Origin of the sequence: Kocuria rhizosphaericola (genome assembly GCF_044462205.1) — a bacterium.
Classification (GTDB): domain Bacteria; phylum Actinomycetota; class Actinomycetes; order Actinomycetales; family Micrococcaceae; genus Kocuria; species Kocuria rhizosphaericola.
Genome location: NZ_JBISWK010000034.1, coordinates 43,264 through 64,311, shown reverse-complemented (window position 1 = coordinate 64,311; position 21,048 = coordinate 43,264). Strand labels below are relative to the sequence as shown.

General features: G+C 73.7%; 17 protein-coding genes. 6 read left to right on the top strand and 11 right to left on the bottom strand.

What is annotated here, in order from left to right; genetic code table 11:
- Positions 1 to 29 precede the first annotated feature (29 nt).
- The 3 genes from ACH9D2_RS03565 to ACH9D2_RS03555 all read left to right on the top strand — a co-directional run bounded on the left by ACH9D2_RS03565 (position 30) and on the right by ACH9D2_RS03555 (position 3,355).
- On the top strand, positions 30 to 557 hold the full coding sequence (locus ACH9D2_RS03565; RefSeq protein WP_396361380.1) for a hypothetical protein: 528 nt from the start codon (positions 30 to 32) through the stop codon (positions 555 to 557).
- Positions 558 to 665: 108 nt separating this feature from the next.
- Positions 666 to 1,241, top strand: coding sequence for a cysteine hydrolase family protein (locus ACH9D2_RS03560; RefSeq protein WP_396361379.1), 576 nt, complete (start codon positions 666 to 668; stop codon positions 1,239 to 1,241).
- A 161-nt stretch (positions 1,242 to 1,402) separates the two neighbouring features.
- A complete protein-coding gene (locus ACH9D2_RS03555) occupies positions 1,403 to 3,355 on the top strand; it encodes a hypothetical protein (RefSeq protein WP_396361378.1) in 1,953 nt (650 codons plus the stop codon).
- A 203-nt stretch (positions 3,356 to 3,558) separates the two neighbouring features.
- Here ACH9D2_RS03555 and ACH9D2_RS03550 read toward each other — a convergent pair whose 3' ends face one another.
- The 6 genes from ACH9D2_RS03550 to ACH9D2_RS03525 form a co-directional block, all read right to left on the bottom strand.
- Positions 3,559 to 4,278, bottom strand: coding sequence for a cation transporter (locus tag ACH9D2_RS03550; protein WP_396361377.1), 720 nt, complete (start codon positions 4,276 to 4,278; stop codon positions 3,559 to 3,561).
- Positions 4,275 to 4,607, bottom strand: a complete 333-nt coding sequence (locus ACH9D2_RS03545) for an ArsR/SmtB family transcription factor (RefSeq protein ID WP_396361376.1) — start codon at positions 4,605 to 4,607, stop codon at positions 4,275 to 4,277. The genes ACH9D2_RS03550 and ACH9D2_RS03545 overlap by 4 nt, the downstream gene beginning before the upstream one ends.
- 72 nt (positions 4,608 to 4,679) lie before the next feature.
- A complete protein-coding gene (locus tag ACH9D2_RS03540) occupies positions 4,680 to 6,368 on the bottom strand; it encodes a peroxidase family protein (protein ID WP_396361375.1) in 1,689 nt (562 codons plus the stop codon).
- A 119-nt stretch (positions 6,369 to 6,487) separates the two neighbouring features.
- On the bottom strand, positions 6,488 to 7,003 hold the full coding sequence (gene lepB / locus ACH9D2_RS03535; protein WP_396361374.1) for a signal peptidase I: 516 nt from the start codon (positions 7,001 to 7,003) through the stop codon (positions 6,488 to 6,490).
- On the bottom strand, positions 7,000 to 8,778 hold the full coding sequence (locus ACH9D2_RS03530) for a multicopper oxidase family protein (RefSeq protein ID WP_396361373.1): 1,779 nt from the start codon (positions 8,776 to 8,778) through the stop codon (positions 7,000 to 7,002). The genes lepB and ACH9D2_RS03530 overlap by 4 nt, the downstream gene beginning before the upstream one ends.
- Positions 8,779 to 8,872: 94 nt before the next feature.
- On the bottom strand, positions 8,873 to 9,415 hold the full coding sequence (locus ACH9D2_RS03525; RefSeq protein ID WP_396361372.1) for a hypothetical protein: 543 nt from the start codon (positions 9,413 to 9,415) through the stop codon (positions 8,873 to 8,875).
- Positions 9,416 to 9,623: 208 nt separating this feature from the next.
- Between ACH9D2_RS03525 and ACH9D2_RS03520 the strand changes: the two genes are divergently transcribed.
- The 3 genes from ACH9D2_RS03520 (at position 9,624) to ACH9D2_RS03510 (ending at position 12,788) form a co-directional block, all read left to right on the top strand.
- Positions 9,624 to 10,577: an AfsR/SARP family transcriptional regulator gene (locus ACH9D2_RS03520; protein ID WP_396361371.1), complete on the top strand. Its 954-nt coding sequence runs from the start codon at positions 9,624 to 9,626 to the stop codon at positions 10,575 to 10,577.
- Positions 10,578 to 10,731: 154 nt separating this feature from the next.
- The gene (locus tag ACH9D2_RS03515) at positions 10,732 to 11,403 is read left to right on the top strand and encodes a response regulator transcription factor (RefSeq protein ID WP_396361370.1); all 672 of its coding nucleotides are present in this window, start codon (positions 10,732 to 10,734) and stop codon (positions 11,401 to 11,403) included.
- Complete coding sequence (locus ACH9D2_RS03510) at positions 11,400 to 12,788, top strand: sensor histidine kinase (protein WP_396361369.1); 1,389 nt, start codon at positions 11,400 to 11,402, stop codon at positions 12,786 to 12,788. The genes ACH9D2_RS03515 and ACH9D2_RS03510 overlap by 4 nt, the downstream gene beginning before the upstream one ends.
- Positions 12,789 to 12,840: 52 nt before the next feature.
- Here the strand turns inward: ACH9D2_RS03510 and ACH9D2_RS03505 are convergent, their stop codons facing one another.
- The 5 genes from ACH9D2_RS03505 to ACH9D2_RS03485 form a co-directional block, all read right to left on the bottom strand.
- On the bottom strand, positions 12,841 to 13,893 hold the full coding sequence (locus ACH9D2_RS03505; RefSeq protein ID WP_396361368.1) for an Atu2307/SP_0267 family LLM class monooxygenase: 1,053 nt from the start codon (positions 13,891 to 13,893) through the stop codon (positions 12,841 to 12,843).
- A gap of 155 nt (positions 13,894 to 14,048) precedes the next feature.
- The gene (locus tag ACH9D2_RS03500) at positions 14,049 to 14,738 is read right to left on the bottom strand and encodes a hypothetical protein (protein WP_396361367.1); all 690 of its coding nucleotides are present in this window, start codon (positions 14,736 to 14,738) and stop codon (positions 14,049 to 14,051) included.
- 128 nt (positions 14,739 to 14,866) lie between these two features.
- The gene (ggt, locus tag ACH9D2_RS03495; RefSeq protein WP_396361366.1) at positions 14,867 to 16,711 is read right to left on the bottom strand and encodes a gamma-glutamyltransferase; all 1,845 of its coding nucleotides are present in this window, start codon (positions 16,709 to 16,711) and stop codon (positions 14,867 to 14,869) included.
- Between the two features lie 45 nt (positions 16,712 to 16,756).
- Entirely contained in the window at positions 16,757 to 20,317 is a 3,561-nt protein-coding gene (locus tag ACH9D2_RS03490) for a proline dehydrogenase family protein (protein ID WP_396361365.1), read from the bottom strand.
- A 194-nt stretch (positions 20,318 to 20,511) separates the two neighbouring features.
- Positions 20,512 to 20,985 carry a DUF2867 domain-containing protein gene (locus ACH9D2_RS03485; protein ID WP_396361363.1) on the bottom strand — a complete coding sequence of 158 codons (474 nt, stop codon included), beginning with the start codon at positions 20,983 to 20,985 and terminating at the stop codon, positions 20,512 to 20,514.
- Positions 20,986 to 21,048 lie beyond the last annotated feature (63 nt).

Sequence of the window (21,048 nt, the reverse complement as noted above, 5' to 3'; positions counted from 1 at the left end):
CACCTCGCACGCACCAGGAGGCACCGCCCATGAGCCAGACCCCGCACGGTCCCGGTGGCCCGCACCGTCCGGGCGACGGGCAGCCCCCGCAGGTCCCCGGCGGACCGGGCCCCATGATGGTGCCGCCCCGGCCCCCGATGACCGCCCAGCTGCGGCTGCTGCTGCGGCTCACCCTGCTGTCCCTCGCGGTGAGCGTGGCGAACAGCCTCGTGGAGACGGCCGTGGGGCCCAGCACGCTGCCCGGCCTGGAGGACGTGGTCCGGGTCCCGGGCCTCCCCGGGGGCGGGCTGGCCGCGGCCGTGATGCTGTTCGGCGTAGTGCTGACGGCGGCGCTCTACGCGCTCGTGTGGTTCCCCCTGCGCGAGCAGATGCAGTGGGGGTGGGTCCTCGGCATCGTCTTCTGCTCCCTGGCCGTGCTGGGCGACGTGTTCGACCTGGCCGTGTACCTCCTCGGCGGGCACCTGCTGCCCGGGCTGAGCACCATTGCCCTGGTGGCGGTCAACGTCCTGTGGCTGGTCGTCGCGAGCCGGCCCGAGGTCCGCGCGGCGCTGCGCTGACGGCTCCCGCGACCAGGTGGAGCCGTCGGCCCATGGGTAGTAAGTTTGCTGATCGGACCCGTTGCCCACGGGAGCTCCCTCGGGATCTCCCTCATCGGAGAGGACGCCATGACCCAGCACCCGGCGCAGGGCCGCACCGCCCTGCTCGTCATCGACATGCAGAACTCGTACTTCGACTTCCCCGAGCTCGAGGAGCAGCGGGAGTCCGTGACGGAGAAGGTCAACGAGCTGATCCGGGCGGCCCGCGACGGCGACTGCCCGATCGTGCTGATCCGCACTCAGCACGAGCGGGACCGCTCCACGTGGACCGTCAACATGCACGACGACGGGCAGGGCTTCGCGTTCCCCGGCACGGAGCAGTCCGCGTACGTGGCCGGCCTCGACACCGAGGGCGGCACGGGCCTGGTCAAGACCCGGGACAGCGCGTTCTTCGGCACCGACCTCGCGGCCCGGCTGCGCAACCTGGGCGCCACCGACGTGGTGCTGTGCGGGATCTCCACGCACAGCTGCGTGTCCCAGACCGCGATCGACGCGTTCGCCCACGACTTCCGGGGCGCCGTGGCCCGGGACGCCGTGGCCTCCGAGAACACGGACCTGTCCCGCGCGCTGCTGGCCTTCCTCGAGGAGGAGATGCGCCAGGACCTCCTCGGCCAGGAGGACGCCGTGGCCCGGCTGCGGGGCTGAGCACGGCAGAACCTCCTCCGGCCCCGGTGTGACGTCGCGCGTCGGGGCCGGGTCCCTCCCCACCGTGGCAGCACCGCGCCGCGGCACGGTGCCACAGGGTTTTCTCAAGTGTGACTTCGCATATTCGCGCTATCAGCACTGTCGCTACTCGAGGAGACATCATGAGCACCTCCACCGGTCCCCGCGAACTGCTGCGGGACCCGCCACAGCACCCCCGCGGCCGGCGCACGGTCGCCGCGGCGGCCGCGCTCCTGCTCGGTGCCACCGGCGTCAGCGCGTCGGTCGCCGCCACCGAGGTCGTCCAGCGCAACCCGGGCGGGCTGACCGCCGTGGGGCCCGTGAACACCGAGCACGGGTTCCCCGCCTGGTACGAGGACAGCAGCAAGGTCCGCACGGAGCTGTGCCTGGAGGCCGACAACCCGCTGTGCGCCTTCCCGCCCGGGGACGTCCCGGACCCACTGAGGCCCATCTCCTTCCCGGACAACTTCCCCGGCGAGGCCTTCTACATGCTCGCCGGGTCCGACGTCGCCGTGCCCGGCGGCGGGGACGCGGTCCTCACCCTCGCCCTGGAGGCGGCCTTCGCCAACGAGAACCCGATCGCCGGGGACCAGGTCGTCTTCGCCCGCCAGCGCGTCGACGTGGACGGCGCCGCGCCCAACACCACCCTGACGTTCACGCACCCCTACGGCACGGTCACGGTCGACACCGACGAGCGCGGCCGCGGACGCCTGGTGGAGGACGTCTCTCCAGCCGTCGGCAACTTCCGGACGCCGCTCAAGGGGGACATCGGGCCGTTCCTGCAGTGGGACAGCGGGGCGCCCGAGGGCTACCTCGGGAACCCCGACGTGGCGCACACGGTGACCGGCAGCCCGCTCGGCACGAACTTCTTCGAGGTGACGACCGCGGACGGCGCCACCGCCCGCAACGACCAGTTCTCCGTGATGGGCAAGCTCTCCACCAACACGGGGGTCCAGGCCGACCGGGCCGTCGCCGGCGGAGGCCACATCGACGTCTTCGCCACCAGCCGCGGGGACCAGCTCGAGGTCGTCGGCCAGGACGGCGTCTTCAGCACCACGCCCATGGAGAAGGACGAGGGCGACTCGGAGCGCGCCTACGCCCGGATCGCGTACACGGGCGCCGCACCGGCGAGCGTGACGGTCCGGAACCTCGGCGACAATCCCGTGAGCAGCGCCGAGGTCGCCGTCACCGACGTCTCGGTCGCCACGGCCGCGACCTACGACGGCACCGCCCTGACCGTCGAGGCGACGTCCTCCTCCGGGACCGCCCCGGAGGTCGCCGGCTTCGGCGCGCTCGAGGCCACCGGCACCGCGAACGTCTTCAGGGGCTCGTTCGCCACGGCCGCTCCCCCGGTCGAGGCCACGGTCTCCACCTCCGGGACGAGCAGGACCACCGTGCCCGTGGTGGTGACCGGCGGGGAGGCCTCCCCGGTCGGGGAGGATCCGATCGAGCCCGCACCGGACCCCGGTCCCGTCACGGACGGCAGCACCCCGGACAACCCCGACGTCGAGCAGCCGGCGGCCACCGCGGCCGTCGCGGCCCTGCCGGGCTCGGTCGCCCGCGGGACGGCCACGGAGCTGGACGGCAGCGGGTCCACGAACGCGGTCGGCTACGAGTGGTCGCAGCTGAGCGGGCCCGAGGTGAGGTTCAGCGACCGGACCGTGGCCCGGCCCAAGGTCGTGGTGCCGTTCTTCACCGCGGTCTCGGCCACGGCCCCGGCGGCCCCGGACGAGGACCCGGTCCTGCAGCTGGTGGTCACCGACGCGGCCGGGGCCTCGAGCACCCCCGCCACGATCACCCTGAAGAGCGACGACGTGGTGACCGTCGCGGCGGCCTCCCGGCACCGGGTCGGCAAGGAGCTGCGGATCAGCGGCACGGCGCTCGTCCCCGGCGCGCCGTCCCTGCTGAACCCGGCCACGTCGGTGAACGTCTACGACACGACCTCGGGCGCGCCCGTCAAGATCGGCTCCGCGCCGGTGGACTCGCTCGGCAACTGGGAGTATCGGGCCAAGCCCGGCCCGGGCCGGCAGATCTCGGCCGTGCTCGTGCAGTCCACGCGCGGCGGAGAGGCGAGGGGGGTGGTGGGCACCGGATGAGCGTCTGAGACAGCACTCCCTCCAGCCGGCCCGTGCCCCGACCCCCTCGGCGCACGGGCCGGCCCCTGTGCGTTCCCAGGGCGCCCCGCGGCCCCAGGCCATCCCCCGCCCTGCCTGCGGCGCGCCGGGTGCTCGGCGGGACCGGCGGCGGTCGGCGAGACCGCCGGGACAGCGGCGGGATCAGGGGGTCAGGGGCGGCGGGGTCAGTGGTCGCAGCAGGAGCAGCCGGGGCCGCAGCCACCGCAGTGCGCACCGTCCTGGGCGTCGTCGGCGGCGGTGAGCACCGCGACGGGGGTGCAGCAGGCGTCGCCCCGCCAGGCCTCCAGACCCTCCCGCACCGCCACGGCGGCGATCACCAGCGCGGCCACCGGGTCGGCCCAGCTCCAGCCCATCGTGCTGTTGAGGACCAGGCCCACCAGCAGCACGGCCGAGAGGTACGTGCACAGCAGGGTCTGCTTGGAGTCGGCCACCGCGGAGGCGGAGCCCAGTTCCCGGCCGGTGCGGCGCTCGAACCAGGAGAGCAGCGGCATGACCACCAGGCTCACCGCCGCCAGCCCGATCCCGACCGGGGAGTGCTCCGGCTCGGCCGCGCCGAGCAGGGCGCGCAGGGCGTCGACGGTGACGAAGGCGGCGAGTCCGAAGAACGAGAACGCGATCACCCGCATGGTCGCCCGCTCCCGGCGGTGCGGGTCGGGAGCGGCGAACTGCCAGGCCACCGCGGCCGCGGACAGCACCTCGACGACGGAGTCCAGGCCGAAGCCGATCAGCGCCGAGGAGGACGCCACGGCGCCGGCGGTGAGCGCGATGATCGCCTCGAGGACGTTGTAGGTGATGGTGCCGGCCACGATCCACCGCACCCTCCGGTGCAGGATCGCCCGCCGGGCCGCCGTGACGGGCTCGGGCCCGAGAGAGGTCGAGCTCATGCGCAGGTGCAGCCTTCCGGTGAGCAGCAGACGGGGTCCACGGTGACCACCAGGTCCAGCAGGTCCCCGAGGGCGCCGCCCAGGCGGGGGTCGGCCAGCCGGTACCAGGTGCTGCGTCCCTCCCGGGTGGCCTCGACGAGGCCGCAGCCGCGCAGACACGCGAGCTGGTTGGAGACCACCTGCTTCGACACGCCCAGGGCCCCGGCCAGGTCCGAGGGACGGGCCGGGGCCTCCCGCAGGCTCAGCAGGATCCGGGTGCGGACGCCCTCGGACAGGGCGTGGCCCAGCCGGGTCAGGGCGGCGGCGTGGGTGAGGGTCACCGAGGTCATGCTCCCACGGTACACGCATCCGTGTACTCAGCGGCGGGCCGGCCGGAGGCAGCTCGCTCCGGAGCGGGTCGCTCAGGAGCCCTCGGGGAGCGCTGGGTCCGGCACCTCACCCTTCGGCACCTCACCCTCCGGCGCCTCCTCCTCGGGCGCCCCCTTCTCGGGCGCCCCGTCCTCGGGGAGCTCGTCCTCCTCCGGGGCGAGCCCCTCCCGGACGACCCCGGCCATCCGGAGGAGGTCGCCGCAGGCGAAAGGGGTCGTCGCCGGTGTCCAGGGCGTGGCGGCGTTGAGGAACGAGGAACGGTCCAGGGAGAGGATGCCGAGGATCACCTCGGCGACGATCCGTCCTCCCACGGGACCGAGCGTGCGGCCACCCGTCAGCTCCGCCTCCTTCAGCACGTAGAACCACAGCGGGGCCCTGCCGTTCCAGCCCCGTTCCGTCAGGCCCAGCCGGTCGTTCGGGATCGGTGTGACGCCCATGGCCCTGGCGACGTCCTGACCGGCCGGCAGGCCGAGCCGCTTGCCGCGCAGCAGGTTGCGCTGGGCCAGGTTGAGGATCGCCCCGTCGGCGTGCTTGACCACGGTCGGCGGAAGCTCGGCCAGCGGCAGCGCGAGCTTCGTGTCGATGAGCCGGGTCATGTTGCGGTCGTCCGGGGCGCTCATGCCGGGGATCTCGAAGAAGTAGTTCCAGTCGGCCCGGGCGGTCGAGGGGATCGGCCGCGCACCGCGGAGGTCGTGGCCCGGGAGCCCGAAGAACGGCATGGTGACCTCGTCGTGCATCTCGTACTCGGCCCGGACCATGCTGTGCCCGAACCGGTAGGCGCCCACGGAGTACTCGATGGGCATCATCGGCCGGCCGGGGTTCCCCGGCTTGTAGAACCGCCGGTCCACGGTCACGGCGCCCCGCCCGTCGGTCCCCAGCATGCTCTCGACCAGAGGCCGGCCCACCACGTGGGGCAGGAAGTCGTGCACGATCAGCCACTGGAAGTGCCAGCGGGTCAGCCGCCTGGCCTCCTCGAACGACGCCCCGGAGTCCACGAACCGGTTGTGCAGCTGCAGGAAGGCGAGGTGCAGCTGGCAGACGATGAGGTTCTCGTCGTTGCGGTGGTCACCGATGACGGCCGTCCCGTCCGCGTGCCGCGGCAGATCCGCCAGGCCGTCCGGGGTCGCCCCGATGCGCATCCTCCGCGGGTCCGCCGGGTCGTAGAGCTGCGGGTCGGCCGCCGGCCCCCGCCCGTAGACGGAGCCGAGGTCGAAGAAAGGCGTGTCGAAGTTGGTCAGGCCCTTCGGGTCGACCTGCTGCTCCGGCAGCGCGGTCAGGTCGAGGGTCATGTCGTGGTCGATGAACTGGCCCAGGTAGGCGAAGCCCGCGGGCATGTCCGGGTTGTCGAAGCCGTCGTTGCTCAGGGACACGTCGCTCAGCGGCGGGGTCCGGTCGATCATCCGGTGGGCGAGGTGCTCCAGCAGGGCGTCGTCGGGCGCGAAGCCGGACAGCTTCGGGAACATCACGCCGAAACGCCCCTCGGTCCGCCGCCCGGCCGTCACCGCGACGTCGACCCCCCGCAGGTGGGCCGCCCCGTGGCCGCCCCCACCCGAGAGGACCGCGCCGGCAGAGGCCGGCTTGCGCGGCGCCGCGTGGGCCGGCGCGTCCACGGCCGGCAGGGCGACGAGCCCGGCGGCCAGCCCGGCGAGGACGCCCCGGCGCGAGAGACCGGGGGCGCTCGTCATGACGGCCGGGGTGTTCGCGGTGTCCAGGGGGTTCATGGTGGTTCCTTCCGGCACGGCCCGCCACGACGGGCCCGGTATTCGCATCGGTGGATGCCAGTGAAGACGAGGGCAGTTGGAAAAGCCTTGGACCGCGCACCCGAGGGAGCTCGGGTGCGTCACGGCCCCCGGGGCAGCAGGACCGTGGCCTCGACGACGGAGAGGGGGACGCTGCCGTAGTCGCGGGAGTCCACGGACGGGGAGCGGTTGTCGCCCAGGACGAAGACGTGCTCCGGTGGGACGGTGACGGGGCCGAACCAGGTGCCGTCGATCCGGCCGTGGTCGACGAACGGCTCGGGGACGGGTGCGCCGTCGACCACCAGGACGGAGTCCTCGATGGCCACGGTCTGCCCCGCGGCGGCCACGACCCGTTTGACGGTGCTGTGCCCGTCCCAGGGATCCGCGAAGACCACCAGGGACCCCGGCACGGCCCGCTCCTCCGGGGAGCCGCTCTTCAGGAGCAGTACCAGGCCGCCCTCCGGCAGGGTCGGCTCCATGCTGTCGGAGCCGACGGCGAGGGGCTCGACCGCCCACATCCGGAGGGCGACGACCGACGCGACGGCCAGCAGCCCCGCGGCGGTCCCTGCCCGCCCGGCCAGGAGTCGTCGGGACGGCCCGGCGGCCGGGGCGCTCACCGGGGCTTCTGCCCCCCTCCGCCGGATCCTCTGCCCTTGGTCCTGGTGGGCGAGGGGCTCGGGGAGGGCGTCGGGGCGGGGGTGGCCGTCGGCGTCGGGCTCGGCGACGAACTCGGCGTCGGGCTCGGGGAGAGCGCAGGTGTCGGGCTCGGGGCGGGGGTGAGGTCCGATCCGTCGTCCCACTTCGCCGGTGCCGCCGTCATCGGGTCCCAGGGGTCGGGCTCCCCCTCCTGGAGGCCCACCCGGAACTGGACCATCATGTCGTGGTCCTCGTGGGAGAGGTTGTGGCAGTGGATCATGTACCGGCCCTGGTGCGGACCGAACTTCATGAGCAGCCGGACGGTCTCCCCCTCCCCCACGTAGACGACGTCCTTGGGCCCGCGCTCGTAGGTGAACGAGGACCTGCCGTTGCGGCTGAGGATCTGGAAGTCGACGAGGTGGATGTGGAGGGGGTGGTACCAGCCGCCCGAGTTGTTCTCGAACTCCCAGATCTCGACGGCGTCGACGTCCACCTGCGCGGCCACCTTCTGGTAGCCGCTGGCGATGACGTCCTGCCAGATGACGCCGTTGATGGTCCACAGCCCGTTGGTGCGGTCCAGCTCGAAGTGCCGGGTCCGCGTCGACTGGCCGGCCGTCAGGGCCATCACCTCGTTGCCGGGTGCCGGCTGCGCGGGGATCCGGTTCCAGGTCGGGTCGGAGGTGTCCACGGGTTCGTCGACGACGTCGAACGCCATGATCTGGTGGGTGTAGTCGTAGTCCACGTTGTTGTCGTTGGAGAGGTTGCGCAGCTCGATCCGCTGCCCGGTGCGGTACTTGCGGAAGTCGATGAGCAGCTCGTAGCGCTCCGCCCCGGCGTGGCGGTAGTTGTTCACGAACTGGGTGCCCGGCACCAGGCCGCCGTCCGTGCCGACGACGGCGATCGGGTCGCCCGTGCTCAGCGTGGGCCGCAGCGACCGGGAGATGCAGGCGTTGAGCACCCGGAAGCGGTAGACCCGCTTCTGCACCTTCATGACCGGCCACGGCCGCCCGTTGACGAGGACGACGTCGCCCCACAGGCCCGAGTGGCTGTTGTCGTCGTAGCCGAGCGAGCCGTCCTCCGCGAACATCGCGTCGGAGATGGTGAGGGCCACGTCGTAGCGGCCCTGCGGCAGGAGCCCCCGCTCGAGCGGATCGTGCAGGTGGTACTGCGCGGCCAGGCCGGAGTATGCGTTGAGCGCCGTGTAGTGCACGCCGTGGTCGTGGTACCAGAGCGTCCGCGCCGACTGGAAGTTCGGGTAGTGGTAGTCCTTGTAGAAGCCGGGGTTCGTGACGTCGTTGGCGTAGCCGTCGTACTGCGGCAGGGACGCGGACCCGTGCAGGTGGGTCGAGGTGGACAGGACGTGCCCGTCCAGAGCGTGCGTGGGAGGCAGCTGGTTGCGCACGCGCAGCACCGCCTTGGTCCCCCGGTCGAGGCTGATGGTGGGGCCGGGGAAGATCCCGTTGTAGCCCAGGATCGGCGTGGTGAGCCCGGCGCGGGGCAGGATCTGGGCGTCGGCGGCCCGCTCGGTGACCACGTAGTGGTGCACCGGCGCCCCGTCGGCCGGATCGGTCGTCCGCGCGTGGGGCTGCAGCACCGGGGCCTGGACGAACGCCGTCCGGAAGGGCCGGGGCATCTCGGACTCGTCGAGCCGGCTGGCGGACTTGGCGTCCACGGACCGCGTGGGCACCATGAGCGAGCCGGCGCCCAGGACGCCCAGGCCTCCGAGCAGCAGGACATTTCTTCGCGAGACGGTCATCGGACTTCTCCTTCGAGCAGGCTCAGGGACGGTGTCCCGGACTCCCGGGACACCCGGTGGCGGCGCGTTCCGGCCGCCGGCAGCGCGGGGGCGGTCACCGGGGACCGCCCCCGCGGTGGTGGTCGGAGCCCAGGGACAGGCGGGCGTCGCCGGCTCCGTCGAGGGTCAGCTCCAGCGCCCGGTCGGGGACCTCCACGACGAGCTCGGTCAGCAGGACCTCCCCCTGCGGGATCGACTCCTCCGCGACGGACGCCCGCAGGACCGGGGACACGCCGCCGCCGAGGCGCTCCACCACCCAGTCGTCGGCCCGGAAGTCAATCCCATCCGGCTCCATCGCGGTGAGCTCGAGCAGCACCCGCACCCGGTGCGTCCCGTCCTCGGTCCTCTCGTCCCCCGAACGGGGGGCCACGTCGACATCCGGCAGGACGCCGTTGACGCGCGCGAGCCCCCCGGGCACCGGGGCCACCGCTCCCAGCGGGGTGCTCGGCACCTCCTCCTGGGCGAGCGCGGCACCCCCGAGGATGCCACCGAGTCCCAGCAGGAACACCGCCGGGAGCAGCCGGCGCCGGCGGGCCCGTCCTGCAGGACGGACCTCGCCGGCGGGGCCGGCGGCGGTGGGCGTGGCTGAAGTGGTCATGTCAGCACGATGGAAAGCCGACCTTGGGAAAACGTTGCTCGCACGCGCAGAAGTCGCGACCGCGCCCGCAGCAGCGGGAAGCACCGGCCCCGGGACCCGGCGACCGCTGCACGGACCCCCCGTTCTGGGGGTCCGCACCCCCTCAGACGGGGCTGATCCTTTTCCTTTCGCACAGACACACTGGAGTTCACTTTCGGGAAGGGGACCCGTGAAAACAACAGGTGATGGTGGAGGAACGAGTGGGCCGGGCGTACGGCTGTCCGTCCGCGTCCTGGGGCCGCTGGAGGTGCGCCGGGGGGAGCGCACACTGACCGCGCGGGAGCTGGGCGGCCCCAAGCAGCGGCAGATCCTGGAGATCCTGCTGCTGCAACTGGGCACCCCGGTGTCCAAGGACCGGCTGATCGAGCTCCTCTGGGGGGACCGGCGGCCGGCCGCCGCGCTGCAGAACCTCGAGAGCTACATCAGCGTGCTGCGCCGCGGCCTGCAGCCGGGAGCGGGCCGGAGCGGGCCGCTGCGGACCGCCAACGGCGGATACGTCCTGGACGGCGCGGCCGTGGACCTGGACGTGCGCCGGTTCGAGCTGGCGGTGGAGCGCGCCCGACGCCGCCGCCCGGACGAGGCCTACGCCCTGTGGTGCGAGGCGCTCGAGCGGGCGTCGGCGCCGCTGCTCGAGAACGAGCTGCGCTGCGAGTGGGCGGAGCTCCAGCGCGAGCTGCACGCCGCCCGCGTGCTCGAGGCCCGCGTCTCGGCGGCGGAGTGCGCCCTCGAGCTGCGCCGCCACCGCGAGGCCGTGCAGCACGCACGGGCGGCCCTCGTCGAGGACCTGCTGCAGGAACGCGCGTGGACGGTGCTGGTGCTCGGACTCGAGGGCTCCGGGCGCCCGGTCGAGGGCCTGCAGGCCTACGAGCAGTGCCGGCGGACCCTGGACCACGAACTGGGGTGCGCTCCGTCCGCGGCGCTGCAGGCCTCCTACGCCCGCATGCTGCGGGCCACGGCAGCGACCGGCAACGAGCTCGGCCGGGCCCTGACGGCCCTGCTGGTGCTCCACGGCCAGCTGGGCGACCCGGACTGGATGCCCGGCGCCCGCGCTCCGCTCGCCCGGCAGGAGGCGGCCTCGGTGCTCCAGGAGTTCCTGGGGCGCTCCCTGAGCACGGCCGCGTAGAAGGCCGGCCATGCGACCGCGCGCACGGTGGTGTTCCAGGACGTATCCCCTTGTCAACCACCGAAGTGGGTACATCGACCAGCTTGCCCCCCAGGATTTGCGATCGGCATACTACCGCTACGTAGTTGGGGGTTCGCCGGGGGGCTGGTCCGAGATGGACGCTGACATTGCAGGGGGACACGCCGCGCGCACCTCGATCCTGGTGGTCGACGACCACACCACCTTCGCGGAGCTGCTGACCGGCGCGCTGAGCCAGGAACCGGATCTGCGCAGTGTCGGCGTGGCCGACGACGTCGAGTCGAGCGTCCGGCTGTGCGCGGCGCTGCGGCCCGACGTCGTGGTCATGGATTACCACCTCTCCGGCGGCGACGGCGTGATGGCCTCGGCCCGCATCCTCGCCGAGGCACCGGCAACACGGATCGTCATGCTGACCGGCGATCCGTCCCAGCACCTGATGGAGACCGCGGCGGGCACGGGCATCTGCGCCTTCCTGCCCAAGGACGGCTCCCTGGCCACCTTGCTGCAGACCATCCGCAACGCCCGCTGCGGCACCATGATCGTCCACCCGTCGTTGCTCACCGCGGCCCACGCCGGCCGCCGCACCGGCCCAGCCGGGAACGCTCCCGCGCTGACGCAGCGGGAGATGGAGGTGCTGCGGCTCATGGCCCAGGGGCACAGCGTGGGCCAGAACGCGAAGCTGCTGAGCATCACGCCGAACACCTGCCGGGGCTACGTGAAGGCCATCCTCGCCAAGCTGGGCGCGCACTCCCAGCTCGAAGCGGTCGCGGCGGCGTCGAGGCTGGGTCTGCTGGCGGACGGCCGATGAGACGCACCCTGCCCCACGGGGGCCGCACCGCCCCGGGGGTCGAGACCCTGTTCCCGACCTGGCCGGCCACCGCCCCGGACTCCCTGTCCCAGCACTCCGAGGTGCGGGCGGCGATCGCGAGGTTCCTGCTCGCCGGCCTGGTGGTCCTGCTGGTCACCGCCGTGCCGGCGGCCTGGTGGATCCGGGCCGTCGCCGAGGAGCACGCCGTGGACCACGTCCTGCGCACCACCCAGAGGCTCACCGACTACGCCGTCGCACCCCTGATCACCGAGGACCTCCTCTCGGGCGGGACGGCCGACGCGATCCAGCTGGACCAGCGCCTGCAGCCGTGGCTCCAGGACGGCACCATCCACCGCATCAAGATCTGGGACGCGGACGGCACGGTCCTCTACTCCGACGAGCGCTCCCTCGTCGGCCAGAACTTCGGTCCCCCGCCCTGGGACGCGGACCTGGTCGCCCGGGGCGAGGGGGTCGCCACCATCGAGCACCAGGAGGCCCCGGAGAACGCCCACGAGTCCCGCGCCGGCCAGCTGGTCGAGGTCTACGTCGGATTCGTCCCCGCCAGCGGCGAGCAGCTGGTCTTCGAGGCCTACTACGACGACGCGATCGTGCGCGAGGAGGAGCGCTCCGTGCTCCTGGGCATGGCCCCCGCGATCCTGCTGACCATGGTGCTGTTCCAACTGGCCCAGCTCGGTCCGGCGGTGGGTCTGGCCCGGCGGATCCAGGACCATCGGGCGGCCCGGGCCCGGCTCCTCCAGCACGCCGTGGACGCCGCCGAGCTGGAGCGCGTCCGGGTCGCCCGGGACCTGCACGACGACGTGATCCAGGACCTCGCGGGACTCTCCTACGCCCTGGAGGCCCAGGAGATGCAGGCCGGCCCGGATCAGCGCGGCGTGCTCGGCCGGACCCGGTCGATCCTGCAGGGCAGCCTGCGCACGCTGCGCGGGATCACCACGGCCCTCTACTCGCCCGACCTGCTGGCCCTCGGCCTGCCGACGGCCATGGCGAACCTGGCGGAGCCGCTCGCCCAGCGGGGGGTCGACACCAGTGTGCAGGTCGATCCCGCCGTGTTCCTCACACCGGACCAGGAGGGGATGTTCCTGAAGGTGGCGAGGGAGGCCCTCGCCAACATCTCGAAGCACGCGCACGCCTCCACGGTCACGCTGCACCTCGGCGTGGAGCACGGGGCCACGGTGATGACGGTCAGCGACGACGGCACCGGTTTCGACGACTCCCGCTCGTCGCCGGAGGGCCATCTCGGGCTGCGCATCATGCGCGACATCGCCGACGCCGCGGGGGCCGAACTCTCGATCCGCTCCCGGGCGGGGGTCGGGACCACCGTGGTGACGACCCTGCCCCACGACGCGGTGACCGTGCGGTTCTGAGACCCCCGTGTCCGGGCCTGCCCGGACCGGACACGGGGCCGACGGCGGGAGCTCAGCCGGTGACGCCGGCCGGCAGGTCGACGGTCATGTCCTCGACGTAACGGCGCACCTCGGTGCCGAACAGCTCGATGCTGCGCGTCATCCGGGTGTGGTCCAGGGTGCCCACCGCGTACTTGAGGTCGAAGCGGGCAGCACCGAGCGCCGCCGAGGACCGCACGATCTTGCGGGCCACGGTCTCGGGCGAGCCCACGAAGTAGGCGCCCTCCGGTCCGCACATCGCGTCGAACTCCGCACGGGTCAGCGGGCCCCAGCCGCGCTCCCTGCCGATCCGGGCGTGCGTGTAGGCCTGGTGCGGGAAGAACTCCTCGCGGGCCTGCTCGTCGGTCTCCGCCACGTACCCCGGGGAGTGGAAGGCCACCGGCTGCGGCTCCTGGTCGAAGTGCTCGAGGGCCTGGCGGTAGTAGTCCGCGAAGGGCGCGAAGGCGGCAGGGCTCCCGCCGATGATCGCGAAGATCACGGGCAGCCCGTAGTGGGCGGCGCGCACCACCGAGTTGGGCGAGCCGCCCACGGCGATCCACGCGGGCAGCGCGCCGGACTCGGTCTTCGGGTGCACCTCCAGCCCGCGGATCGGCGCGCGCAGCCGGCCCTCCCAGTCGATGACGCCCTCGGTGCGGAGCCGGTCGAACAGCTGCAGCTTCTCCTCGAACAGGGCCTCGTACTCGTCGAGGGGGTACCCGAACAGGGGGAAGGACTCCGTGAAGGACCCGCGCCCGAGGATGACCTCGGCACGGCCCGAGGAGAGGGCGTCCACGGTGGCGAAGCGCTGGTAGACGCGCACCGGGTCGTCGGAGCTGAGCACCGTCACCGCGGAGCCCAGGCGGATCCGCTCGGTCACGGTGGCGATGCCCGCCAGGACGGTCTCGGGCGAGGAGACCGCGAAGTCCTCCCGGTGGTGCTCGCCGATGCCGAAGAAGTCCAGGCCCACCCGGTCGGCCAGCTCCGCCTCTGCCACGACGTTGCGGATCACCTGCGCCCCGCTGAGCATCCGCCCGTCGGGCCCGGGGTAGAGGTCGCCGAAGGTGTTGAGGCCGAGCTGGATGGTCATGCGGAGCTCCTCGTCGTGGATTTTGTGGATACATCCATAAAACCCGTGGCCGGGCGCCCTTATTCCGGGGCCCCGGGGCCGCGTCACCGCCGCGCGCCCGTGACCGCACTTCCTCGGCCGCGCTCCCGCGGCCGCTGCGGACGGGCGGTCCGGGCTCAGCGGGTGAGCCACTCCCAGGCCGTGTGCTTCTCGGGGCCGGGGACGCCGCTGACGATCCAGGCGATGTCGTCCGTGGAGAGCGGGAACGGCGGCGCCCCGTCCTGCTCGGCGGCGGGCTCGAGCTCGTCCACGTGCTCGAGGCTCCACAGCTCGGCGAACACCTGGGTGGGGCCGCGCCGGTCCACCAGCCGCTCGCGGACCTCCTCGGCGAGCTCGTCCAGGTGGTCCTGCAGGAATCCGGCGAGCTCCGCCGCGAACCCCTCCGTCCCCTCCTCCGCCGGGTCGATCTCCCACGTCTGCCGCACGACCGCCAGGACCTCGTCCTCGCCCAGGGGCGCGCCGTCCCGGCGGGGGTCGGGGGCCTCGGAGGGGACCGGCTCGCCGGCGGCGACGGCCAGGAAGCGCTCCTGGAGGACGAACAGCGCGGCGACGGTCATGAGGTCGCGCACCCGCCGGCCGACCGCGTCGTCGTCCTCCGGTCCGGCGGCCGGGCCGTCGAGGCCCTCCCAGGCGTGGCGCACCCAGGCCCGGGTCCGGTCGGGGTCGCCCGAGCGGATCGTGGACGGGCGGATCGAGGACGGGCGCCACCCGGCCGTCGCCGCCCGCCACCGCTCGTCCAGGGCGGGATCCCCCGGAACGACGGGCTCGGACGGTCCGGGGCGGTCGGTGGGCGGGTGGCTGAACACGGTGCGGCTCCTGGGTCGGACGGGGCAGCGCGGGACGCGCGGTCTGGACCCAGCGTAGGACGTGCCCGGTGAGGCCCCGGGCCCCGTCCGGGAGGGACGGGGCCCGGGGCCCCACCGGTGGGGCGGGGTCACGGCTCGGGGTGCACCACCATCGCGGAGCCGCCGTAGCCGCGTTCGGTCTCCGCCGCCGCCTCGAACCGGTCGCCGTCGAGGAGCCGGATGGCCGAGGCGTTGCCGATCCAGCGCACGTCCTCGAACTCGTGCCCGAGCTCGGTCAGCTCCTGGCCCGTGGCCGATCCGGAGAGACCCAGGTCGGTGCGCTCGACCCCGTTGCGGGAGCTCAGCCGGGGCGCGGCCACGGCGTCGACGAGGGCGAGGTCCCGGTCCACGTGGCCGGTGAGGATCTGCGCCACCGTGGTGATGATCGTGGCGCCGCCGGGCGTGCCCACCGACATCCACGGCTCCCCGTCCTTCAGCACGATCGTGGGGCTCATCGACGAGCGGGGCCGCTTGCCCGGACCCGGCAGGTTCGGATCCGCCACCCCCTCGGTGGCGGGTGCGAAGCTGAAGTCGGTCAGCTCGTTGTTGAGCAGGAACCCGTGGTCCGGGACCGTGATCCCGGAGCCGCCGGTCTGCTCGATGGTGAGGGTGTAGGAGACCACGTTGCCCCACCGGTCGGCCACGTTCAGGTGGGTCGTCGAGACGCCTCCGACGGGCTCCGGCTGACGGGCCCCGGGCACCCCGCACTCGGCGTACTCCCCGTCGGGCTCCCCGAACGGGACCGGGCGCTCCTGGGCCTGCCCGGGGTCGAAGAGGCAGGCGCGCTCGTCGGCGAACTCCTGGCTCGTGAGCTCCTCCACGGGCACGCCCTCGACGTCCCCGATCCACCGGTTGCGGTCCGCGAAGGCCGTGGCGCTCGCCTCCGAGAAGCGGTGCAGGTACTGGGCGTCGGAGACCTCGGCGAGGCCGGTCCCGGTGCGCTCGTCGTAGGCCTCGAGGAGGTTCAGGGTCTCGGCCACCGTGATGCCGCCGGAGCTGGGCAGGCCCATGCCGTAGACGTCCAGGCCGCGGTACTCGGTGCGGGTCGGCTCCTTGAGCAGGGCCTCGTAGGACGCCAGGTCCGCGAGGGTCAGCTCCCCGGCGAGCACCTCCACGCCCTCGGCGGTCGTCGGCGCACGGCTCGCGTCGACCACCGCCCGGGCGGTCGCCCCCTCGTAGAAGGCGCCGGTGCCCTCGTGCCGGATCGAGTGGTAGGTGCGGGCGAGATCGGGGTTGCGGAACACGGTCCCGACCTCGGGCGCCTCGCCGTCGGGCAGGAACAGCTCCGCGGTCTCGGGGAACATCCCGAAGCGCTCGGCGTTCTGGGCCGTCTGCTCCTGGAAGTTCTCGTCCACCACGAACCCGCGGGCGGCGATCCGCTCCGCGGGCCGCAGCAGGTCGTGCAGGTCCATGGTGCCGAACTCCTCGGCCGCGGTCTCCCACGTGGCCAGGGTGCCGGGCACGCCCACGGACTTCCCGGAGCTGACCACGGTGGCGAAGTCGAGGGGCTCGCCGTCCTCGCCCAGGAACTCGTCCTCCGTGAACGTGGCCGGCGCGGTCTCGCGCCCGTCGATCGTGCGGATCTGGCCGGTCTCCGCGCTGTGGTGGACGAAGAACCCGCCGCCGCCGATGCCCGCGGAGTACGGCTCGGTGACGCCCAGGGTCGCGGCCGCGGCCACGGCGGCGTCCGCGGCGGTGCCGCCCCGCTCGAGCACGTCGATGCCGACCTGGCTCGCGAGGGGGTCCACCGAGGAGACCGCACCGCCGCCGCCGGTCATGGTGGGGACCTTGGGCAGCTCGGCGGTGACGGGTGCGTCCTGGCCACCGTGCCCCCGATCGTCGTGCGCGACGGCCGCGGAGCCGCCGAGAACGGTGCCGGAGACGCCGAGCGCTCCGGCCAGACCCAGTGCGAGGTACCTCAGGGATGCGCGCATGGGCTCATGCTGGCACCGGCGCGCCGCCCCCCCCAGGGGCGACGCCTACATTTCGGCCGGTGGCACCGGCGTGCCCAGCCTCGGCGAGGACGCGATCAGCCGGTGCACCACCGTCTCGGCGTCCGTCGAGGGGTTGCCGAAGCGGTGCATCGTGATCGAGACGGCCTGCTCCGCGAGCAGCGGGAGCATCTCCACGCGGGAGGCACCGACCACCGGGTCCGCGAGCAGCGCGATCTCGGGCCGCTCCGCGAGCGCCTCGGCGAGGCCGGGGGCGGTGCCCACCACCCGGATCCGCCCGGCTCCGCTCGGGGCGGTCCAGTCCGCCGCGACCCGGGCGAAGGCCTCGTCCCCGCAGGGGTCCAGCACGGACCGGAACAGCTCCCGCACCTCCGCGGGGACCTCGTCCGCGGGGGCGAGGACGGCGCGCGCACCGGAGCGCACCGCGGCGAGCCCCACCCGGATCACGTCCGTGAGCGGGGCGTCCTCGGACGCGCGCACGACGACGTCGCGGGGGCGGTAGCGGAACAGGTTCGCCTCGCACGCCAGGCCGGTGGGGTCGTGGGCCCGGCCGAACTCCTGGTCCCACCACGCCTGGTCCTGCTCGGCGCAGGTCGTCAGCCAGGCGGCGTCCGCCTCGGGCACGAGGGGCCGGAGCTCGTCCAGGTGGTGGGCGACGCCCTCGGAGAGCTCGACGCCGGCCTCCTCGGACGGACCCCCTTCGGACGGACCCCCTTCGGACGGGACCTCCTGGAAGGGTGCCTTCTGCCACGAGCCGAGCTGGGCCAGGTAGTTCGGCCCGCCGGCCTTGGCGCCCAGCCCCACCGAGGACTTCTTCCATCCGCCGAAGGGCTGGCGCTGGACGATCGCCCCGGTGATGCCGCGGTTGACGTAGAGGTTGCCCGCCTCGACGAGCTCCACCCACGTGCTGATCTCCTCCGGGTCCAGGGAGTGCAGCCCGGCGGTCAGCCCGTACTCGACCGCGTTCTGCAGCGCGAGCGCCTCCTGCAGGTTCGGGGCCTCCATCAGCCCCAGGACGGGGCCGAAGCACTCGGTGCGGTGGAAGAAGGAGCCCGGGGCCACCCCCGTCTTGATCCCGGGCCGCCACAGCCGCCCGGTGTCGTCGAGCTGCCGCGGCTCGAGCAGCCACTGCTCCCCCGGGTCGAGGCGGGTCAGGGCGCGGTGCAGCTTGTCGCCGGGCTCGGAGATCACCGGGCCCACCGACGCCTGCAGGTTCTGCGGCCAGTCCACGACCATCGAGGACGCCGCGTCGAGCAGCTGCCGGCGGAACCGCTCGGACTCCGCCACGCTGCCCACCAGGATGCCGAGGGAGGCCGCCGAGCACTTCTGCCCGGCGTGGCCGAACGCGCTCGTCACGAGGTCCCACACGGCCCGGTCCCGGTCCGCGCTGGGGGTGACGACCAGGGCGTTCTTGCCCGAGGTCTCCGCGGTCATCGCCCGTCCCGACCGCCAGGACTGGAAGAGCCGGGCCGTCTCGTAGGCGCCGGTGAGCACGATGCGGTCCACCCCGGGGTGGGAGACGAGGGCCTGCCCCACCTCCCCCTCGACGGAGTCGACGAGCTGGAGCACGTCCCGCGGGACGCCGGCCTCCCACAGCGCCTCGACCACGGCGGTCGAGCAGCGCCGCACCTCGGGGGCGGGCTTGTGCAGCACGGCGGCGCCGGCGGCCAGGGCCGCGACCGTGGAGCCGGTGGGGATCGCCAGCGGGAAGTTCCACGGCGGGGTGACCAGCACGAGCCGGTCGGGGACGAACCGGGCGCCGTCCACGGTCTCGAGCTCGAGGGCGCGGCGGGCGTACCAGCGGCAGAAGTCGATGGCCTCCGAGACCTCCGGGTCCGACTGCCCCAGGGTCTTGCCCGCCTCCGCGCCGGCCACCGCCAGCAGGTGCCCCCGGCGGGCGGCCAGGACGTCGGCCGCGCGGTTGAGGATCTCCGCGCGCTCGCGGGCGCCGCGGGCGTGCCACTCCTCGGCGGCGGTCCGCCCCGTGCGCACGAGCCGCTCGACGTCCTCCGCGTCGACGGGGTCGGGCACGGGCAGGGTCTCGTACCACTGCCGGTCCCCGATCCGGGCCGCGATCTGGTCCGCCCACGCCTGGTTCGCGGGGACGGAGACGTCGGTGTCCGGCTCGTTGCGGAAGGGCTCCTCCAGCGGCAGGTGCGCGGACCCGGCGTCGGGGGTCGTGCGGTCCTGGGCGCGGGCGGGGGCCGGGGCGCCGTCCTCCTGCGGGTCCAGCGCCTCGAGGGCGGCGCGGAAGCGCTGCTCCTCCCGCGCGAAGACCTCGTTGTCCGGGGCCAGCTCGAAGATCCCCGACATGAAGTTCTCGTGCGAGGCGTTCTCCTCGAGCCGGCGCACGAGGTAGGACACGGCCACGTCGAACTCGGCCGGGCGCACGGCGGGCACGTAGAGCAGCAGCTGTCCGACGTCGGCGCTCACGGCCCGCGCCTGCTCGACCGCCATGCCCTGGAGCATCTCGAACTCGATCCGGTCCGTCACGCCGCGGCGCTCGGCGAGCAGGTGGGCGAAGGCGATGTCGAAGAGGTTGTGCCCGGCCACCCCGAGCCGCAGCCCCGTCATCCGCCCGGGCACGAACAGCCAGTCGAGGACCCGCTTGTAGTTGGTGTCGGTCTCCTGCTTGCTGCTCCACGTGGCCAGGGGCCACCCGTGCAGCTCCGAGTCCACGCGCTCCATGGGCAGGTTCGCACCCTTCACGAGCCGGACCTTGATCCCCGCGCCCCCGGCCTCGACCCGCTGGGCGGACCACACCGAGAGCCGCCGGACCACCGCGAGCGCGTCCGGCAGGTAGCCCTGGACCACGATCCCCGCCTCGAGCCCCCGCAGCTCGGGGTGCTCCAGGAGGCGGGTGAACACCTCGGTGGTCAGGTGCAGGTCGGAGTAGACCTCCATGTCGAGGTTGATGAACTTGCTCCCGGCCGGGGCCTCGGCGGCGGCGCGGTAGACGGGCAGCAGCCGCTCGACGACCTTCGACACGGTCCCCTCGAACCCCCAGTGGGACAGCTGCGGGACCACGGAGGAGACCTTGACGGACACGTAGTCGACGTCGTCCCGGTCCAGCAGCGCGGCGGCGTCGGCGAGGTGCTTGTCCGCCTCCTCCTCGCCGAGGACCTCCTCGCCCAGCAGGTTGATGTTGAGGCGGTGGCCCTCGGCCGTCAGCCTCTTCACGGCCTGCCCGAAGGCCTTGGGGCGGGCGTCGACGATCATGTGCCCCACGAGCTGGCGGAGCCTCGCGCGGGCCGCGGGGACGACCACCTGGGGCGCCCTGGCCGAGAGGGCGGCCCCGACCCGGATCTGGGCGCGGTCCGCCGCGGGCATGGTGCGGGGCACGATCTCGGCGAGCGCGTCCAGGGCGCGCCCGGCGGCCCGCACGTCCTCGGTGCGCACCACCCGGTCCACGAAACCGACCGTGAACTCCAGCCCGTGGGGGTCCTGGAGCACGGTGGCGAGCCGGTCGGCCGCGCGGTCGCGGTGCCGGCGGCCCTCGGCGGCGCGGACGAGCCACTCGCGGACCAGGGCGACGGCCTCGTCGGCCAGGGCGCGGGAGTCGGGGACGGACGGGGCGTCGGCGGTCATGGCGGCACTCTCCTGAAGGCTCCGCCCGGCAGCGGTGCCGAGGCACTCCCCCGGCCACCGGCCGCGTCCACCGGGCGTCACGGTGGCCGGTGAGTCCACGCTACGGCCGGAGCGGCCGGGGCGGAAGAGCCCGGCGCTCCCGGGTCTTCGTCGTCCGCGGCCTGTGCGGTCCCGGACTCGGACGACGAGGAGCGCTATCCGCCCGCCTGCCGCAGGACGTCCGTGGCGAGCCGCCCCAGGACGGCCTTGTGGGGGGCGAGCATGGCGTACCAGTAGGCGCGGCCCGCCGCGCCCGCCGGGCGGAAGACCGTGGTCTGGCGGTAGACGAGGGACCCGTCCGGCCCCGGTTCCAGGCAGATGTCCAGCCAGGCGTCCCCCGGCATCCGCACGAGGGAGCGCAGCCTCAGCCGCCGCGGCGGCTCGAGGGCCTCGACCGTCCACCAGTCCAGGCGCTCCCCGGCCGAGAGGTGGTCCGGGTCCTCGCGGTGGCGCAACCGCCCGGGCGGGAGGCCCAGGCGGTTGGCCGTGGCGCGGGCGGCCCAGACGCGGTCGGTGCTGTACCAGCCGCGCTCGCCGCCGATGCCCTCGAGGACCGCCCACACCGCGTCCCGGTCCGCCGTGGTCGTGCGCTCCACGGTGTCGACGTAGAAACCCCGCGTCTGTGCCATGACCCCATCCAAGCACGCGCTCCGGACCGGGACGAGACGCCGGGCGGGGCACGGTCCCCCGGG